A 15,309-nucleotide genomic window follows, 5' to 3' on the forward strand; every position below is an offset into this window, starting at 1 on the left:
GAACCTCCATGCCCGATCTGTCCGCCTTCCCGATCACGAAGAAATGGCCTGCCCAGCATCCCGACCGTCTGCAGCTGTACTCGCTGCCGACGCCGAACGGCGTCAAGGTGTCGATCATGCTCGAGGAGACCGGCCTGCCGTACGAGCCGCACCTCGTGCGCTTCGACACCGACGACCAGCTGTCGCCCGAATTCCTGTCGCTGAACCCGAACAACAAGATCCCGGCGATCATCGATCCGAACGGCCCGGACGGCCGGCCGCTGCCGCTGTTCGAATCCGGCGCGATCCTGATCTATCTCGCGGAAAAGACGGGCCAGCTGATCCCGAAGGATCCCGCGGGCCGCTACGAGACGATCCAGTGGGTGATGTTCCAGATGGGCGGCATCGGCCCGATGTTCGGGCAGGTCGGCTTCTTCCACAAGTTCGCGGGCCGCGATTACGAAGACAAGCGTCCGCGCGACCGCTACGTCGCCGAATCGAAGCGCCTGCTCGCCGTGCTCGACGCGCATCTGGCGAACCGCAAGTGGGTGATGGGCGACACGTACACGATCGCCGACATCGCGATCTTCCCGTGGGTGCGTAACCTCGTCGGTTTCTACGAAGCGGGCGACCTGGTCGGCTTCGGCGAATTCAAGCACGTCGCGCGGGCGCTCGATGCGTTCGTCGCGCGTCCGGCCGTCGCGCGCGGGCTCAACATCCCCGCACGCGGCTGAGCTGCGCAGCGGGCGCACCTCGCGGCCCGCGCTCTGCCTGGCCCGCCGCATCGCGCGGCGGGCGATTCTCCCGCTTCCTTCCGGCGTTTTCGTTTCCCGCTCGCTGCGTTCATTCGACGCGCCGATTCGGCGGCGCTATTTTTCGGCGGACGTCGACGCCGCTTCCCCCAGTCCCGCCAGCAGCTTTGCCAGCAGCGCTGAAAGCTGCGCCTGCTCCGCCTCCGACAGCGCGGCCAGCATCGCGCGCTGATTGTCGACGTGCGCGACCACCGCATCGTCGATCAGCGCGCGGCCGGCGTCGGTCAGCGCGACGAGCGTGCCGCGGCCGTCGGCCGGGTTCGGACGGCGCTCGACCCATCCGGCCTTCTGCAGCCGGTCGATGCGCGCGGTCATTCCGCCCGACGACATCATCAGCGCGTCGTACAGCGCGGTCGGCGTCAGCGCGAACGGCGCGCCGCTGCGCCGCAGCGTCGCCAGCACGTCGAATTCGCCCGGCTGCATCCCGTAGCGCGCGAACAACGGATTGAGACCGTCGCGCGCGATCACCAGCGCGGCCTCCTGCAGCCGTCCCATCACGAGCATCGACGACGCGTCCAGATCCGGGCGCTCGACGCGCCATTGCGCGAGCGCATGCGCGGCTCGATCCATTAACCCTCCTCGGCTCACCAGTTATCTTGACGTCGAGATAAATCGGCATTTATCTTGATGTCGAGACACTTTACATGAAAACGCGCGGCACCCCGGACGGACGTGTCGCGCACCGATACCGAGGGCCGTTCCATGAATCGCTTTACTTCTCCCGGATGGCGGCTTGCCGCCATCGTGCTGGTCGGACTGAACCTGCGGCCGGCGCTGGCCGCGATCGGTCCGCTGCTCGACATGATCCAGCGCGCGACCGGCATCGGCGACGGCGCGGCGAGCCTGCTGACCACGATCCCGATCCTGCTGATGGGCCTGGGCGCGCTGAGCGCGCGGCGGCTGCAGCGCGTGACGGGAATCGTGGGCGGCGTATGGCTGGGCGTCGCGCTGATCGGCTTCGCGTGCGCGTCGCGCATCGGCGCGCAGCACGCATGGCTGCTGCTCGCGAGCGCGTGCTGCGCGGGCCTCGGGATCGCGATGGTGCAGGCGTTGCTGCCGGGATTCGTGAAGGCGCATTTCGCGACGCGGATCGGCGGCGCGATGGGCGTCTATTCGACGTCGATCATGGGCGGTGCGGTGCTCGCGAGCGTCGTCGCGCCGTTCGCCGCGGCCCGCTGGGGCTGGCTGGTCGCGCTCGCGGGCTGGGCGCTGCCGGCCGCGCTCGCGGCGCTCGCGTGGCCGCTGGCCAGCCGGGGCGGCGACGCGTGGGTGTCCGTGCCGACGTCGGCGTCGATGGTGCAGGCGCGGCCGTCGCGCTCGCCGCGCGCGTGGCGGCTCGCGCTGTTCTTCGGGATCGCGACGGGCGCCTATACCCTCGTGCTGGCATGGCTGCCGCCGTACTACATGCGGCTCGGCTGGTCGCCGACCGCGGCCGGCAGCCTGCTCGGCGGCGTGACGCTCGCCGAAGTCGTCGCGGGGCTCGCGGTCTCGGCGACGATCGACCGCCTGCCCGATCGCCGGCCCGCGCTGCACGCGGCGATCGCGTCGCTGCTCGCGGGGCTGCTGGTGATGCTGGCCGCGCCGCAGGCACTTGCGCTGCCGGCTGCGCTGCTGATGGGTGCCGGTATCGGCGCGCTGTTTCCGTTGTCGCTGATCGTCACGGTCGATCATGCGGCGACACCGGCCGATGCGGCGTCGTTGACGGGGTTCGTGCAGGGCGTCGGCTATCTGATCGCCGGGTTGTTTCCGTTCGCGGCGGGCATCGTGCGCCACCATCTCGCGGATCTGTCGCCCGCGTGGGTCGCGATGGCTTGCCTGTGCGTCGTGCTGTTCGCGCTGGCGACGGGGTTCGCGCCGCGGTTTGCGCGGCGCGTTGCGCGGGCGTAGCGCGAGTCAGGCGCTGTGCGTGAAGGCGTTGACCCGGTTCGTGGCGGGTGCGCGGTCGTTCGTCGTTGTTCGGTCACGCCGGATGGCACGGTTGCCGCCGTTCGGCCAGGGGCGTTGATCGGCGGGCCGGCTCGCGAGAAACCCCGTCGCCGCGATGCCTCGCGTTCCCTGCACGCTCAATCAACTGCCGCTCGCATACAGCGTCGAATCCGCGAACCCTTCCGCATCGAGCACGCGCCCGATCAGGATCAGCGCGGTGCGCTCGATCCGCGTGTCCTGCACCTTGCCGACGATGTCGGCCAGCGTGCCGGTCACGCGTTCCTCGTCGGGCCAGCTCGCCCGGTAGATCACCGCGACCGGGCAGGCGGGCCCGTAATGCGGCAGCACTTCGTCGACGATCCGCGCGAGATGCCGCACGCCGAGATGGATCGCGAGCGTCGCGCGATGCGCGGCGAGCGCGCCGAGCGCTTCGCCTTCCGGCATCGTCGTCTTGCCCGCGAAGCGCGTGAGGATCACCGTCTGCGCGACACCGGGCAGCGTCAGCTCGACGCCGAGCGTCGCCGCGCACGCGGCCGTGGCCGTCACGCCGGGCACGATTTCGTACGGAATCCCGAGGGCTTTCAGCCGGCGGATCTGTTCGCCGATCGCGCCGTACAGCGACGGATCGCCCGAATGCACGCGCGCGACGTCCTGGCCTTTCGCATGCGCGGCGGCGAGCAGCGCGACGATCGCATCGAGGTCGAGCTCGGCCGTATTGACGACCTGCTCCGCGCGATGGCCATCGAGCACGGCCGGCGGCACGAGCGAGCCTGCGTACAGAATCACCGGGCACGTGCGCACGAGACGCTGGCCCTTCACCGTGATCAGCTCCGGGTCGCCGGGGCCCGCGCCGATGAAATACACCGTCATCGAAAAATCTCCGTCAATTCATGGGGCAGCCGGCGCGCGGCGTCACACGCGCGCGCTCGGGTCGAGGGCATCGAGCAGCGCGGCGGCCGAGTCGAACGTGCGATCGGCGTCGGGCAGCACCGGCCGGCGCAGCATCACGACCGGCAGCCTGCGTTCGCGTGCGACGTCGAGCTTGGCCTCGGTCGCGGCGCCGCCGCTGTTCTTGCTGACGACGACGTCGATGCCCGCGAGCGCGAACAGCGCGCGCTCGCCGTCGAGCGTGAACGGCCCGCGCGCGGCGAGGACCTGCGCGCGCGCGTTGCCGGGATGCGCATCGAGGCAGCGCACCAGCCAGAACTGGTGCGGCGGAATCTCGTCGAGATGCGCGAGCGGTTCGCGGCCGAGCGTGAACAGCGGCCGCCGGAACGGCGCGAGCGCGGCCTCGATGCCGGCCCAGTCGTCGACCATCCGCCAGTCGTCGCCGGGTTGCGGCGCCCACGGCGCGCGGCGCAGCGCCCACAGCGGCACGCCCGCGTCGCGCGCGGCGGCCGCCGCGTTCGCGCTGATTCGCGCGGCATACGGATGCGTCGCGTCGATCACGAGGCCGATGCCGGCGCCATGCAGGTACGCGGCGAGCCCCGCCGCGCCGCCGAAGCCGCCGACGCGCACTTCGCAGCGCAAGTCCTCGGGCACCTTGCCGAGGCCCGCGAGGCTGTAGACGTGTTGCGGGCCGAGTGCGCGCGCGATCTTCAGCGCGTCGCCGGTGCCGCCGAGCAGCAGGATGCGCGCGCTCATCGTGCGCTCCCGACGAAGCGGCCCTGCCGGTCGATCGCGAACATTTCGACCGCGACCGATGGCGGCACGATGTCGCGCGCGACCCGCAGCGCATGCGCGCAGACGATGTCGCCGAGCGGCACGCCGTCGGCCTGCGCGAGCTTGAGCGCTTCCTGGCTCGTGTTCGCCGCGCGCATCGCGGCCTGCAGCGCGGCGTTCGCGCCCGCCTCGGCCGCCCACTGCGCAAGCAGCGGCAGGTCGATGCTCGAATGGCGGCTGTGCAGATCCAGATGGCCCGCCGCGAGCTTGCTGAGCTTGCCGAAGCCGCCGCACATCGACAGGCGCGCGACCGGCGCGCGGCGCAGGTGCTTGAGCACCGCGCCGGCGAAATCGCCCATTTCGATCAGCGCCATGTCGGGCAGGCCGTAGTGCGCGCGCATCGCATCCTCGCTCGCGTTGCCGGTGCACGCGGCGATGTGCGCGATCCCGTTCGCGCGGGCGACGTCGATGCCCTGGTGGATCGACGCGATGTACGCCGAGCACGAGAACGGCCGCACGATGCCGGTCGTGCCGAGGATCGACAATCCGCCGACGATGCCGAGACGCGGGTTCATCGTCTTCAGCGCGAGCGCTTCGCCGCCCTCGACGCCGATCGTCACGTCGAAGCCGCCTGCGTAGCCGAATTCGGCCGCGAGCGCGTCGAGGTGCGTGGTCATCATCTGGCGCGGCACCGGATTGATCGCCGGTTCGCCGACCGGCAGCGTGAGTCCGGCGCGCGTGACGGTGCCGACACCCGGCCCCGCGTGAAAACGCACGCCGGGCGCGGCCGCGAGCGCGACGCGCGCGAAGACGAGCGCGCCGTGCGTGACGTCCGGATCGTCGCCGGCATCCTTGATCGTGCCGGCTTCCGCGCCGTCGGCCGTCGTCCGGCAGAACGCCAGCCGCATCATCACGTGCTGCCCCTTCGGCAGCACGATCTCGACGGCGTCGACCGCGTGCCCCGCCAGCAGCAGGCGCGCGGCGGCGAGCGACGTCGCGGTCGCGCAGCTGCCGGTCGTGTAGCCGAAGCGCAGCGGCGCCGGTTGTTCGGGGGTTTCGTCGCGCATCACGCGGGGTCCGTGAGGTCCGTTGCCGAGGCATCGGGTTTGCGCACGTCGTACAGCGTGACGGGCAACGGCTGCCGCCACGTGTCGAAGCGGCCGAGCGGCTCGGCGTGCGCGAGCGACACGCGCGTGAGCGTGCCGCCGTGCATCCCGCGCCACGCGGCGAGCGCGAGCTCGCCCTGCAGCGTGACCGCATTCGCGACGAGCCGGCCGCCGGGCTTCAGCGCCGACCAGCACGCGTCGAGCACGCCGGGCGCGGTCGCGCCGCCGCCGATGAAGATCGCGTCGGGCGCAGCGAGCCCCGCGAGCGCAGCGGGCGCGCGCCCCGCGACGAGTTGCAGCCCCGGCACGCCGAGCGCGTCGCGGTTGTGCTCGATGAAGCGCTGGCGCTCCGCATGCGACTCGATCGCGATCGCCTGGCACGACGGATGCGCGCGCATCCATTCGATGCCGATCGAGCCGCTGCCCGCGCCGACGTCCCACAGCAGTTCGCCGGGTGCGGGCGCGAGGCGTCCGAGCGTCAGCGCGCGCATGTCGCGCTTGGTGAGCTGGCCGTCGTGGCGGTACGCGTCGTCGGGCAGGCCGGGCGTGAGTGCGCGGCGCGGCGCATCGGGGCCGGCCTGGCAGTCGAGCGCGACGAGATTGAGCGCGGCGGTCTCGTCGATGTTCCAGTCTTGCGCGAGACCGTCGATGCGCCGCTCGAGCGGGCCGCCGAGGTGTTCGAACACGCTGATGCGTGTCGGGCCGAAGCCGCGCGCGGCGAGTTCGGCGGCGACCGTGGCCGGCGTGCGGCCGTCGGCGCTCAGCACGAACAGGCGCCGGCCCGGCAGCAGATGGCGCGCGAGCGTCGCGAGCGGCCGGCCGACGAGCGACACCGCGCCGACGTCCTGCAATGCCCAGCCGAGCCGCGCGGCCGCCAGCGACAGCGACGACGGTGCGGGCAGCACGCGCCATTCGTCGGGGGATAGTTCGCGCGCGAGTGTCGCGCCGACGCCGAACAGCATCGGGTCGCCGCTCGCCAGCACGCAGACGGGCGAACCGCGTCGCGCGAGCAGGCCCGACAGGTCGAATGGCGACGGCCACGCGGCGCGCTCGGCCCGCAGCCGCGCGGGCAGCATGTCGAGGTGCCGCTTCGCGCCGACGACCCGCGACGCCTCGAGCAGCGCGCGCCGTGCGCTGCGCCCGAGCCCCGCGTAGCCGTCGTCGCCGATGCCCACTACCGTCAGCCACGCCGTCATGCACCCTTCCCCATCGTCCGGTTCCATCGAGTCGCCGCACGGCGCCGGTATGGCGCCGGTGCGGCCGTCCGCATTGCGAAAGTCGGCATGGTACCGTGTTCCACCGCGCGTTTCATCTGCCGGCCCGCCGACGCCGGGCCGCATTTCGCTTCGGCCACGATGCCCGCTCGGCGGTCGCGAAGCGCGGGGGAAATCGGGTATGCTACGGCCGTTCGTTCGCCGGTGCCCTTCGGGGCCGAAGAGGGAACACAGGGCGCGCACCGCGCCGCTGTGGCTGCCCCCGCAACTGTAGACAGCGAGCCGATCTCCCCCTCGTGCCACTGGTTTCACCGGGAAGGCCGGGAGCCGGCGCCGACCTGTCAGCCAGGAGACCTGCCGGCATGAAAGTGCGTGCGTGCCAGTCGGCGTCGGGCGGGGTGTACCGATGCGTTGGCCGCGGCGCGACACTGTCCCGGTATCCCGTTGAGTTCCGCCCCCGATTCCATTCCTGCATCGCCCGTCGTGCGCCCGTCGGCTTGCCCGGGGCTCGTGCGCGTCGTCGCGGCCGCCGACGGCGGGCTGTGCCGGATCAAGCTGCCGGGCGGCCGGCTCGACGCGCGGCAGGCGCGTGCGATCGCCGCGGCCGCGCGCGCCTGCGGCTCCGGCGCGATCGACGCGACCAATCGCGCGAATCTCCAGTTGCGCGGCATCCGCGACGGCGCGGCCGATACGCTGGCCGACGCGTTGCTCGATGCCGGCCTGGGCCCGCGCGCCGGCGATGCCGCCGACGACCGCGCCGCGCTCGCCGCGAGCGACGACGTCCGCAACCTGATGCTCAGCCCGCTCGCGGGGCGCGATCCCGACGCACTGCTCGACAGCCGCGCGCTCGCGCTGCCGTTGCTCGACATGCTGACGCACGAGCCGCGTCGCGGCGAGGTGTCGCCGAAATTCTCGATCCAGCTCGACGGCGGCGAATCGGTCGCGGCGCTCGATCATCCGCACGACATCTGGCTCGCCGCGTGGCGTCGCGGCGACGGCGCGGTTCGCATCGCCGCGGGCCTGGCCGGCTGCCCGCCGGTCGCGCCCGGTGATTCGCCCGCCTGGTTCGACGTCGCGCCGGACCAGACCGTCGCGCTCGTTCGCGCACTGCTGCTCGCGTTCCTCGATCTCGCGCCGGCCGACATCACGCGGATGCGCGCGTTGCTCGCAACCGGCGGCGCATGCGCGTTGCGCGAGCGCGCGCAGCATTACGCGCCCTTCCCGCTCGAAGCCGATCCGGCACTGGCCGGCTGGCGGCGCAAGCATGCGGACGCCGCGCTGCGTTTCGGTGCACGGCCGTCGCGCGATGCGGATCGCTGCAGCGTCGGCGCGCAGTTCGTGCTCGGCCGGCTCGACGCAACGCAACTGGAACGGCTCGCGGCACTCGCCGACGCGGAAGGTGACGGCACGCTGTCGATGACGCCGTGGCAAGGCGTGTTCGTGCACGGCGTGCGGCACGAACGCACGCCGGCCGTGCTCGACGCGCTCGCGTCGCTCGGCCTCGTGTGCACGATGTCCGACCCGCTGGCCGCGCTGGTCGCGTGCACCGGCAGCGCGGGCTGCGCGAAGTCGCGCGCCGATACGAAACACGATGCGCTCGCGCTGGCCGCGCGCGTCGGCCATCCGGTCGACGTGCACCTGACCGGCTGCGAGCGCCACTGCGCGCTGCCGCACCCCGCGACGTCCACCCTCGTCGCGGTCGCGCACGGACGCTACGACCTTTACCGGCGCGACGCCGCCGCGGGCCTCGGCGCCCCGCTCGCGCGCCATCTGACGATTGACCAGGCCGCGGACCGACTGACGGGCGCGCGGCACAGCCAGGACACCACCGATGCTTGACTATATTCGCGACGGGCAGGAAATCTACCGCCAGTCGTTCGCGACGATCCGCGCCGAGGCCGACCTGTCGCAGGTTCCGCCCGATCTCGAGAAGCTCGCGGTGCGCGTGATCCACGCCTGCGGGATGGTCGATGTCGCCTACGACCTGCGCTTCTCGGCCGGCGCCGGCACGGCGGGCCGCACGGCGCTCGCGGCCGGCGCGCCGATCCTGTGCGACGCGCGGATGGTCGCCGAAGGCATCACGCGCGCGCGGCTGCCGGCCGGCAATCGCGTGATCTGCACGCTCGGCGAACCGGAAGTACCTGACCTCGCGCGGCATCTCGGCAACACGCGCTCGGCCGCGGCGCTCGAACTGTGGCGCCCGCATCTGGCCGGCAGCGTCGTCGTGATCGGCAATGCGCCGACCGCGCTGTTCCACCTGCTCGACATGATCGACGCCGGCGCGCCGCGCCCCGCGCTGATCCTCGGCTTTCCGGTCGGCTTCATCGGCGCGGCCGAATCCAAGGCGGCGCTCGACGCCGACAGCCGCGGCGTGCCGTACGTCGCGCTGCTCGGGCGGCGCGGCGGCAGCGCGATGGCCGCGGCCGCCGTCAACGCACTCGCGACGGAGGCAGAATGACGGCCCCGCGCGGACGCCTGTTCGGGGTCGGCGTCGGCCCCGGCGACCCCGAACTGATGACGATCAAGGCGCTGCGCGTGCTGCAGGCCGCGCCGGTGGTCGCGTATTTCGTCGCGAAGGGCAAGAAGGGCAATGCCTACGGGATCGTCGAGGCGCATCTGCTCGATGCGCAGACGCAATTGCCGCTCGTCTATCCGGTGACGACCGAGGCGCTGCCGCCGCCGCTCTGCTACGAGACCGTGATCGCCGATTTCTACGACACGGCCGCCGAGATCGTCGCGTCGCATCTCGACGCCGGGCGCGACGTCGCGGTGATCTGCGAAGGCGATCCGTTCTTCTACGGGTCGTACATGTACCTGCACGATCGCCTCGCGCCGCGCTACGACACCGAGGTGATCCCGGGCGTGTGCGCGATGCTCGGCGGCACGGCCGTGCTCGGCCAGCCGCTCGTCTATCGCAACCAGAGCCTGTCGGTGCTGTCCGGCGTGCTGCCGGAGGACGAATTGCGCACGCGGCTCGCGCAGGCCGACGCGGCCGTCGTGATGAAGCTCGGCCGCAACTTCGACAAGGTGCGGCGCGTACTCGACGAACTGGGACTCGCGAAGCGCGCGCTGTACGTCGAGCGCGCGACGATGGCGGCGCAGCGCATCGTGCCGCTGGATGAAGTCGATCCGATGGCGTCGCCGTACTTCTCGCTGCTCGTCGTGCCGGGGGAAAAATGGCAAGGATGACGACTCCGCCCGCGATCGTGATTCTCGGCGCGGGCGCACTCGATACCGCGCGGCGTATCCAGGCGCGTTATCCGGGCGCCGTCGTGCACGGGCTCGCGTCGCGCGTCGAGGCCGACGTGCCGTTCGACGAGCTCGGCGCGCACCTGCGCGAGCTTTACGCGCGCGGCCTGCCGATCGTCGCGCTGTGCGCGGCCGGCATCGTGATCCGTTGCGTCGCGCCGGCGCTCGCCGACAAGGGTGTCGAGCCGCCGGTGCTCGCGGTCGCGGAAGACGGTTCGGCCGTCGTGCCGCTGCTCGGCGGGCTGACGGGCGTCAACCTGATCGCGCGCGAACTCGCCGAATGCCTCGGCGTCGCGCCCGCGATCACGACGAGCGGCGAGCTGCGCTTCGGCGCGTGCGTGCTCAACCCGCCCGACGGCTATGCGCTCGCCGATCTCCAGCAAGGCAAGCGTTTCGTGTCCGACCTGCTCGCGGGTGCGGCCACGCGCGTCGACGGCGCGGCGCCGTGGCTCGACGACGTCGCGCTGCCGCGCGACGCTGCGGCCGCGCATGCGATCCGCGTGACGCCCGATGCGTGGCGCGGCGCGCGCGACGAACTCGTGATCCATCCGCGCAGCGTGGTGGTCGCCATCGAGGCCCGCGGCGTGCGGGCCGATGCGTCGCCGTCGCTTGCCGAGCGCATCGACGCGCTGCTCGATACGCACGGTCTCGCACGGCTGGCGCTCGCCGCACTCGTCGCCCCGGCGTCGTTGCTCGACGATGCGCGGGTCGAAGCGGCGGCACGGACGCTGGGCGTGCCGCTGCGCTTCGCCGATGTCGAATGCGACGAAGACGCCGATGCGGCTGCCCTGCTGGGTTCGACGTTGCGTGTGGCGCACACACTGCGCGCAACGTCCGACGGCCTCGCGTGCGCGGTCGCGACGCAACCCGTCGATCCCGCGACGCTCGGCCGTGCGCGCGGCCGCCTGACGGTGCTCGGCCTCGGCCCGGGCGATGCGGCATGGCTCACGCCCGCCGCGCGCACCGCGCTCGCGCAAGCCACCGACATCCTCGGCTATACGACCTACGTGACGATGGCCGGCCCGTTCCGCGCGGATCAGCGCGTCCACGGCACGGACAATCGCGAGGAAATGCAGCGCGCGCGCCATGCGTTCGAACTGGCGGCCGAAGGCCGGCGCGTCGCGGTCGTCTCGTCGGGTGACCCGGGTGTGTTCGCGATGGCCGCGGCCGTGCTCGAAGCGCTCGACGAAGCGCGCGATCCAAGATGGGCCGCGGTCGAACTGCGCGTCGAACCCGGCGTATCGGCATCGCTCGCGACCGCCGCGCAGGCCGGCGCGCCGCTCGGCCACGATTTCTGCGCGATTTCGCTGTCGGACAACCTGAAGCCGTGGGACGTGATCGAGACGCGCCTGCGGCACGCGGCGCAAGCCGATCTCGTGATGGCGTTCTACAACCCGATCTCGCGTGCCCGGCCGTGGCAGCTCGACCGTGCGCTCGATGCGGTGCGCGCGCATCGCGCGGCCGATACGGTCGTCGTGCTCGGCCGCGATATCGGCCGGCCCGGCGCGACGCTCACGACGACGACGCTCGGCGCGTTGCGCAGCGATCAGGTGGACATGCGCACGATGGTGATCGTCGGTTCGTCGACGACGCGGCGTTTCGCGATCGGCGACGGGCGTGAGTGGGTCTACACGCCGCGCTGGTATCGTTGAACGTCGCGCGCCACGCGCGGCCGACCATCCGATCGATATCGGTCGGAAAAATCGCCCGCTTCGCGTTTCGATAGGCGATCGAATCGGCAAGATCGTTACGTATCGGGAATCGAATAACGAAAAGAACACCTAAGTATTCACGATTCGGCGCGAATCCTCCAAGATGAGCACGCCGCCGGCCGGGGGGCATACCCGATCGCCCGCCCGGCGGCGATACGCGGGCCAGCGTATCCCTCTTCCACTTGGAGAACACAATGAACAACAACGTGTTGCCGCGATTCAACCCGCGCGCGCTCGCCGCGGGCTGCCTGCTCGCCGTGGCGAGCGTGTCCCACGGCGCCGGCGTCTATGCGCCCTTCGTCGACGTGACGCTCTACCCGACGCCGCTCGTCGACCGGATCGGCGTCCAGCAAGGCATCCAGCAGTTCACGCTCGCGTTCGTGGTCGCGGGCAGCGGCTGCGCGCCGTCCTGGGGCGGCGTGCAACCGATCGGCAACGGCGCGAGCGGCGACCTGCTCGCGTCGCTGTCGACGTCGATCGCGAGCTATCGCGCGAAAGGCGGCGAGATTGCCGTCTCGTTCGGCGGCGCGAACGGCACGCCGCTGATGCAGGCATGCTCGAGCGTGCCCGCGCTGAAGACGGCCTATCAGACCGTGATCGACACCTACGGCCTCACGCACGTCGACTTCGACATCGAGGGCGCATCGCAACAGGACAGCGCCGCCGTCGCCCGCAACTTCCAGGCCGTCGCGCAACTGCAGTCCGACTACGCGGCGAAAGGCAAGCCGCTGCACGTCACGCTGACGCTGCCGACGATGCCGACCGGGCTCACGCAGGATGGCGTGAACGTCGTCACCGCGGCCATCGCGAACAAGGTTGCGTTCGACGCGGTGAACCTGATGACGATGGACTACGGCCCCGCGAACATCGACATGGGCGCGGCCGCGATCAGCGCCGCGCAGGCGCTCTATACGCAGCTCGACACGGCGTTCAAGTCGGCGGGCCAGCCGAAAACGGGCGCGCAGCTGTGGCAGATGGTGGGCGTCACGCCGATGATCGGGATGAACGACGTGCAGGGCGAAACCTTCACGCTCGCGAATGCGCAGAGCGTGTTGAATGCGGCGATCGGCAACGGCTACGGTTTCTTCGGCAACTGGTCGGTCGGCCGCGATCAGCCTTGCCCGAACAACGGCGCATATGTGGCGCCGACCTGCTCGGGTATCGCGCAGCAGCCGTATGCGTTCGCATCGATCTTCCGCAAACTCGACGGCAAGTGGGGCACGGGCGTCACGCAGGATCCGAACTACGGCGGCGGCTCGAACGGCGGAACGCCGCAGCCCGGCGCGCCCTGGTCGGCCGGCCAGGTCTATACGGCCGGCGCGACGGTGACCTACCAGGGCACGACGTACCAGGCGCAATGGTGGACACAGGGCGACGTGCCCGGCCAGGCGGCGGTATGGAAGCCGGTCGGCGGCGGCACGCCCGTGTGGTCGGCAACGACCGCGTACCAGGGCGGCACGTGCGTCACGTACCAGGGCGCGAAATACTGCGCGAAATGGTGGACGCAGGGCGACAACCCGAGCGCGGGCGGCGTGTGGGTGAAGTCGTGACGGCGCGGCGCACCGGCGCGTGACGCGCCACGGCCGTTCCCGGATGCCGCCCGGCATCGCGGCGAACGGCCGCCGAAGCAGCCCTCCGCCGTGCTTCGCGCTTCTTGCTAGCCGCGCCCCTGCTCGGCCAGCAGCCGCGCCTTGGCGTCGACCAGCAGCGCCGCATGCATGTCGCGATGCTGGCGGATCCGCTCGGTCGGCCCGACGATCGACAGCCCGTACCAGTCGCCGTCGAGCGTCAGCGCGACCGCGATCGCCGACAGCTCGGGCGCGCTCTCGCCGAGGTTCTCGGCCCAGCCGAGTTCGCGAAACCGCGCGGTTTGCGCGACGAGTGCCGGCAGGTCGGCCACCGTCGCATCGGTGAAGCGTTCGAACGACAACTGCGCGCCGAGCGCCTGCTGCGCGTCGCTCGCGAGCGACGCGAAGATCGCCTTGCCGATCGAGTTCGCATGCAGCGGCCGCAGCTCGCCCGGCTGGCGCGTATAGCGGATCGCCTGCTCGGATTCGACGACGTCGAGATACGTGACCGACGCGCCCTGGATCTTGCCGAGCACGGCCGTCTCGTGGCTCGCGTCGCGCAGCGCGACGAGATGCGGATGCACGATGTCGACGACGGGATCGGTCGCGTCGATCGCGGCGGCGATCGTCTGCAGGCGCCGCGTGGGATAGTAGCCGCCGCGCTTGCGCACCTCGTACAGATAGCCGCGGCTCACGAGCGTGCGCGCCATCGCCAGGCAGCTCGACGCGGGCACGTTGAGCAGGCGCGCGAGTTCGGTGAGCGGCAGCGGCCGCCGTTCGGCGGCGAACAGCTCGAACAGGTCGAGCGTGCGGGCAACGAGTTTGACGTCCATGACGAGCGCTTGATTCGGAACGGGAAACCGCGCGCCGGGCGGGCCGCCGCGCGTCAGTACGACTTCGGCAGCCCGAGCACCTTCTCCGCGATGTAGCACAGGATCAGTTGCGGGCTCACGGGCGCGAGCCTCGGAATCATACACTCGCGCAGATAGCGCTCGACGTGGTATTCCTTCGCATAGCCCATCCCGCCGTGCGTCGCGATCGCCGTCTGGCACGCCTGGAACGCGGCTTCCGCGCCGAGGTACTTCGCGGCGTTCGCCTCCGCGCCGCACGGCTGCCCCGCGTCGTAGCGCGTCGCGGCCTTCATCACCATCAGCCACGCGGCTTCGAGCTGCATCCAGGCCTGCGCGAGCGGATGCTGGATCGACTGGTTCTGCCCGATCGGCCGGCCGAATACGACGCGCTCGCACGCATACTGCGTCGCGCGCCGCAGCGCGGCCTGCCCGAGGCCGATCGCCTCGGCGGCGATCAGGATCCGTTCGGGGTTCAGCCCGTGCAGCAGGTAGCGGAAGCCGTCGCCCTCGTTGCCGATCAGGTCGTCGCGCGGCACGCGCAGGTCGTCGATGAACAGCATGTTCGAATCGACGGCCTTGCGGCCCATTTTCTCGATCTCGCGCACCTCGACGCGCGAACGGTCGAGGTCGGTGTAGAACAGGCTCAAGCCATCGGTCGGCTTCGCGACCTGGTCGAGCGGCGTCGTGCGCGCGATGATCAGCATCTTGTTCGCGACCTGCGCGGTCGAGATCCAGATCTTGCGGCCGCTCAGCACGTAATGGTCGCCGTCGCGACGCGCCTGCGTGGCGAGGTGCGTCGTGTCGAGGCCGGCATCGGGCTCGGTCACCGCGAAGCAGGCCTTGTCGCGGCCGGCGATCAGCGGCGGCAGGAAGCGCGCCTTCTGCGCGTCGTTGCCGAACACCTGTACCGGGTTCAGCCCGAAGATGTTCATGTGGACGGCCGATGCGCCCGACAGGCCGGCGCCCGACGCGCTGATCGTGCGCATCATCAGCGCCGCCTCGGTCATCCCGAGCCCGGCGCCGCCGTGGGCCGGGTCCATCGCGATGCCGAGCCAGCCGGCCTCGGCGAGCGCCGCGTGAAAGTCGGACGGAAACCCGCCCGCGCGATCGCGTTCGAGCCAGTAGTCGTCGCCGAAGCGTTCGCAGATTTTCTCGATCGCGCTTTCGATCGCGCGCTGGTCGTCGGTCAGGTCGAACTGCATGGATTGCCCTCCAGGAAAACGTGAACGG

At 71.3% G+C, this 15,309-nt stretch carries 14 protein-coding genes and 1 riboswitch; of the genes, 7 read left to right on the forward strand and 7 right to left on the reverse strand.

The features are described from left to right. Positions 1-8: 8 nt before the first annotated feature. Positions 9-713, forward strand: coding sequence for a glutathione S-transferase N-terminal domain-containing protein (locus ACV22V_RS06265; protein WP_448013264.1), 705 nt, complete (start codon positions 9-11; stop codon positions 711-713). 135 nt (positions 714-848) lie between these two features. On the opposite strand, the gene ACV22V_RS06270 is transcribed toward ACV22V_RS06265, so the two are convergent. Then, on the reverse strand, positions 849-1,361 hold the full coding sequence (locus ACV22V_RS06270) for a MarR family winged helix-turn-helix transcriptional regulator (RefSeq protein ID WP_059818240.1): 513 nt from the start codon (positions 1,359-1,361) through the stop codon (positions 849-851). A 132-nt stretch (positions 1,362-1,493) separates the two neighbouring features. Between ACV22V_RS06270 and ACV22V_RS06275 the strand changes: the two genes are divergently transcribed. Beyond that, positions 1,494-2,678: an MFS transporter gene (locus tag ACV22V_RS06275; protein WP_448013265.1), complete on the forward strand. Its 1,185-nt coding sequence runs from the start codon at positions 1,494-1,496 to the stop codon at positions 2,676-2,678. Between the two features lie 180 nt (positions 2,679-2,858). Here the strand turns inward: ACV22V_RS06275 and cobM are convergent, their stop codons facing one another. The 4 genes from cobM to cbiE are packed head-to-tail and all read right to left on the reverse strand — an operon-like array spanning position 2,859 to position 6,681. Then, positions 2,859-3,587 (reverse strand): precorrin-4 C(11)-methyltransferase, encoded by a 729-nt coding sequence (gene cobM / locus ACV22V_RS06280; protein WP_059818239.1) that lies wholly within the window; start codon positions 3,585-3,587, stop codon positions 2,859-2,861. 42 nt (positions 3,588-3,629) lie between these two features. Continuing rightward, the gene (locus ACV22V_RS06285; RefSeq protein WP_448013266.1) at positions 3,630-4,361 is read right to left on the reverse strand and encodes a cobalt-precorrin-6A reductase; all 732 of its coding nucleotides are present in this window, start codon (positions 4,359-4,361) and stop codon (positions 3,630-3,632) included. Continuing rightward, positions 4,358-5,446 carry a cobalt-precorrin-5B (C(1))-methyltransferase gene (locus tag ACV22V_RS06290; protein WP_059691711.1) on the reverse strand — a complete coding sequence of 363 codons (1,089 nt, stop codon included), beginning with the start codon at positions 5,444-5,446 and terminating at the stop codon, positions 4,358-4,360. Before ACV22V_RS06290 ends, ACV22V_RS06285 begins: the two co-directional genes overlap by 4 nt. Next, the gene (gene cbiE / locus ACV22V_RS06295) at positions 5,446-6,681 is read right to left on the reverse strand and encodes a precorrin-6y C5,15-methyltransferase (decarboxylating) subunit CbiE (protein WP_448013267.1); all 1,236 of its coding nucleotides are present in this window, start codon (positions 6,679-6,681) and stop codon (positions 5,446-5,448) included. The genes ACV22V_RS06290 and cbiE overlap by 1 nt, the downstream gene beginning before the upstream one ends. A 203-nt stretch (positions 6,682-6,884) precedes the next feature. Next, positions 6,885-7,075, forward strand: a riboswitch (cobalamin riboswitch). Positions 7,076-7,182: 107 nt separating this feature from the next. On the opposite strand from cbiE, the gene cobG reads away from it, so the two are divergent. From cobG to ACV22V_RS06320, 5 genes are all read left to right on the forward strand, one after another. After that, complete coding sequence (gene cobG, locus ACV22V_RS06300; RefSeq protein ID WP_448013316.1) at positions 7,183-8,538, forward strand: precorrin-3B synthase; 1,356 nt, start codon at positions 7,183-7,185, stop codon at positions 8,536-8,538. Then, positions 8,531-9,157, forward strand: a complete 627-nt coding sequence (locus ACV22V_RS06305; RefSeq protein ID WP_448013268.1) for a precorrin-8X methylmutase — start codon at positions 8,531-8,533, stop codon at positions 9,155-9,157. Before cobG ends, ACV22V_RS06305 begins: the two co-directional genes overlap by 8 nt. Then, a complete protein-coding gene (locus tag ACV22V_RS06310; protein WP_059502040.1) occupies positions 9,154-9,888 on the forward strand; it encodes a precorrin-2 C(20)-methyltransferase in 735 nt (244 codons plus the stop codon). The genes ACV22V_RS06305 and ACV22V_RS06310 overlap by 4 nt, the downstream gene beginning before the upstream one ends. Beyond that, entirely contained in the window at positions 9,885-11,600 is a 1,716-nt protein-coding gene (gene cobJ / locus ACV22V_RS06315) for a precorrin-3B C(17)-methyltransferase (protein ID WP_448013269.1), read from the forward strand. Before ACV22V_RS06310 ends, cobJ begins: the two co-directional genes overlap by 4 nt. A 254-nt stretch (positions 11,601-11,854) precedes the next feature. Then, positions 11,855-13,210, forward strand: coding sequence for a chitinase (locus tag ACV22V_RS06320; protein ID WP_059701198.1), 1,356 nt, complete (start codon positions 11,855-11,857; stop codon positions 13,208-13,210). Positions 13,211-13,317: 107 nt separating this feature from the next. Here ACV22V_RS06320 and ACV22V_RS06325 read toward each other — a convergent pair whose 3' ends face one another. Both ACV22V_RS06325 and ACV22V_RS06330 read right to left on the reverse strand, forming a co-directional pair. Next, a complete protein-coding gene (locus tag ACV22V_RS06325) occupies positions 13,318-14,061 on the reverse strand; it encodes an IclR family transcriptional regulator (RefSeq protein ID WP_448013270.1) in 744 nt (247 codons plus the stop codon). 53 nt (positions 14,062-14,114) lie between these two features. Next, on the reverse strand, positions 14,115-15,281 hold the full coding sequence (locus ACV22V_RS06330; RefSeq protein WP_059524367.1) for an acyl-CoA dehydrogenase family protein: 1,167 nt from the start codon (positions 15,279-15,281) through the stop codon (positions 14,115-14,117). Positions 15,282-15,309: the final 28 nt, after the last annotated feature.

Source organism: Burkholderia sp. AW33-5 (genome assembly GCF_053427615.1).

Bases quoted from the DNA above. Each gene is read 5' to 3' on its own strand.
- ACV22V_RS06265 (WP_448013264.1), top strand. From the start codon at position 9: ATGCCCGATCTGTCCGCCTTCCCGATCACGAAGAAATGGCCTGCCCAG.
- ACV22V_RS06270 (WP_059818240.1), bottom strand. From the start codon at position 1,361: ATGGATCGAGCCGCGCATGCGCTCGCGCAATGGCGCGTCGAGCGCCCG.
- ACV22V_RS06275 (WP_448013265.1), top strand. From the start codon at position 1,494: ATGAATCGCTTTACTTCTCCCGGATGGCGGCTTGCCGCCATCGTGCTG.
- cobM (WP_059818239.1), bottom strand. From the start codon at position 3,587: ATGACGGTGTATTTCATCGGCGCGGGCCCCGGCGACCCGGAGCTGATC.
- ACV22V_RS06285 (WP_448013266.1), bottom strand. From the start codon at position 4,361: ATGAGCGCGCGCATCCTGCTGCTCGGCGGCACCGGCGACGCGCTGAAG.
- ACV22V_RS06290 (WP_059691711.1), bottom strand. From the start codon at position 5,446: ATGCGCGACGAAACCCCCGAACAACCGGCGCCGCTGCGCTTCGGCTAC.
- cbiE (WP_448013267.1), bottom strand. From the start codon at position 6,681: ATGACGGCGTGGCTGACGGTAGTGGGCATCGGCGACGACGGCTACGCG.
- ACV22V_RS06305 (WP_448013268.1), top strand. From the start codon at position 8,531: ATGCTTGACTATATTCGCGACGGGCAGGAAATCTACCGCCAGTCGTTC.
- ACV22V_RS06310 (WP_059502040.1), top strand. From the start codon at position 9,154: ATGACGGCCCCGCGCGGACGCCTGTTCGGGGTCGGCGTCGGCCCCGGC.
- cobJ (WP_448013269.1), top strand. From the start codon at position 9,885: ATGACGACTCCGCCCGCGATCGTGATTCTCGGCGCGGGCGCACTCGAT.
- ACV22V_RS06320 (WP_059701198.1), top strand. From the start codon at position 11,855: ATGAACAACAACGTGTTGCCGCGATTCAACCCGCGCGCGCTCGCCGCG.
- ACV22V_RS06325 (WP_448013270.1), bottom strand. From the start codon at position 14,061: ATGGACGTCAAACTCGTTGCCCGCACGCTCGACCTGTTCGAGCTGTTC.
- ACV22V_RS06330 (WP_059524367.1), bottom strand. From the start codon at position 15,281: ATGCAGTTCGACCTGACCGACGACCAGCGCGCGATCGAAAGCGCGATC.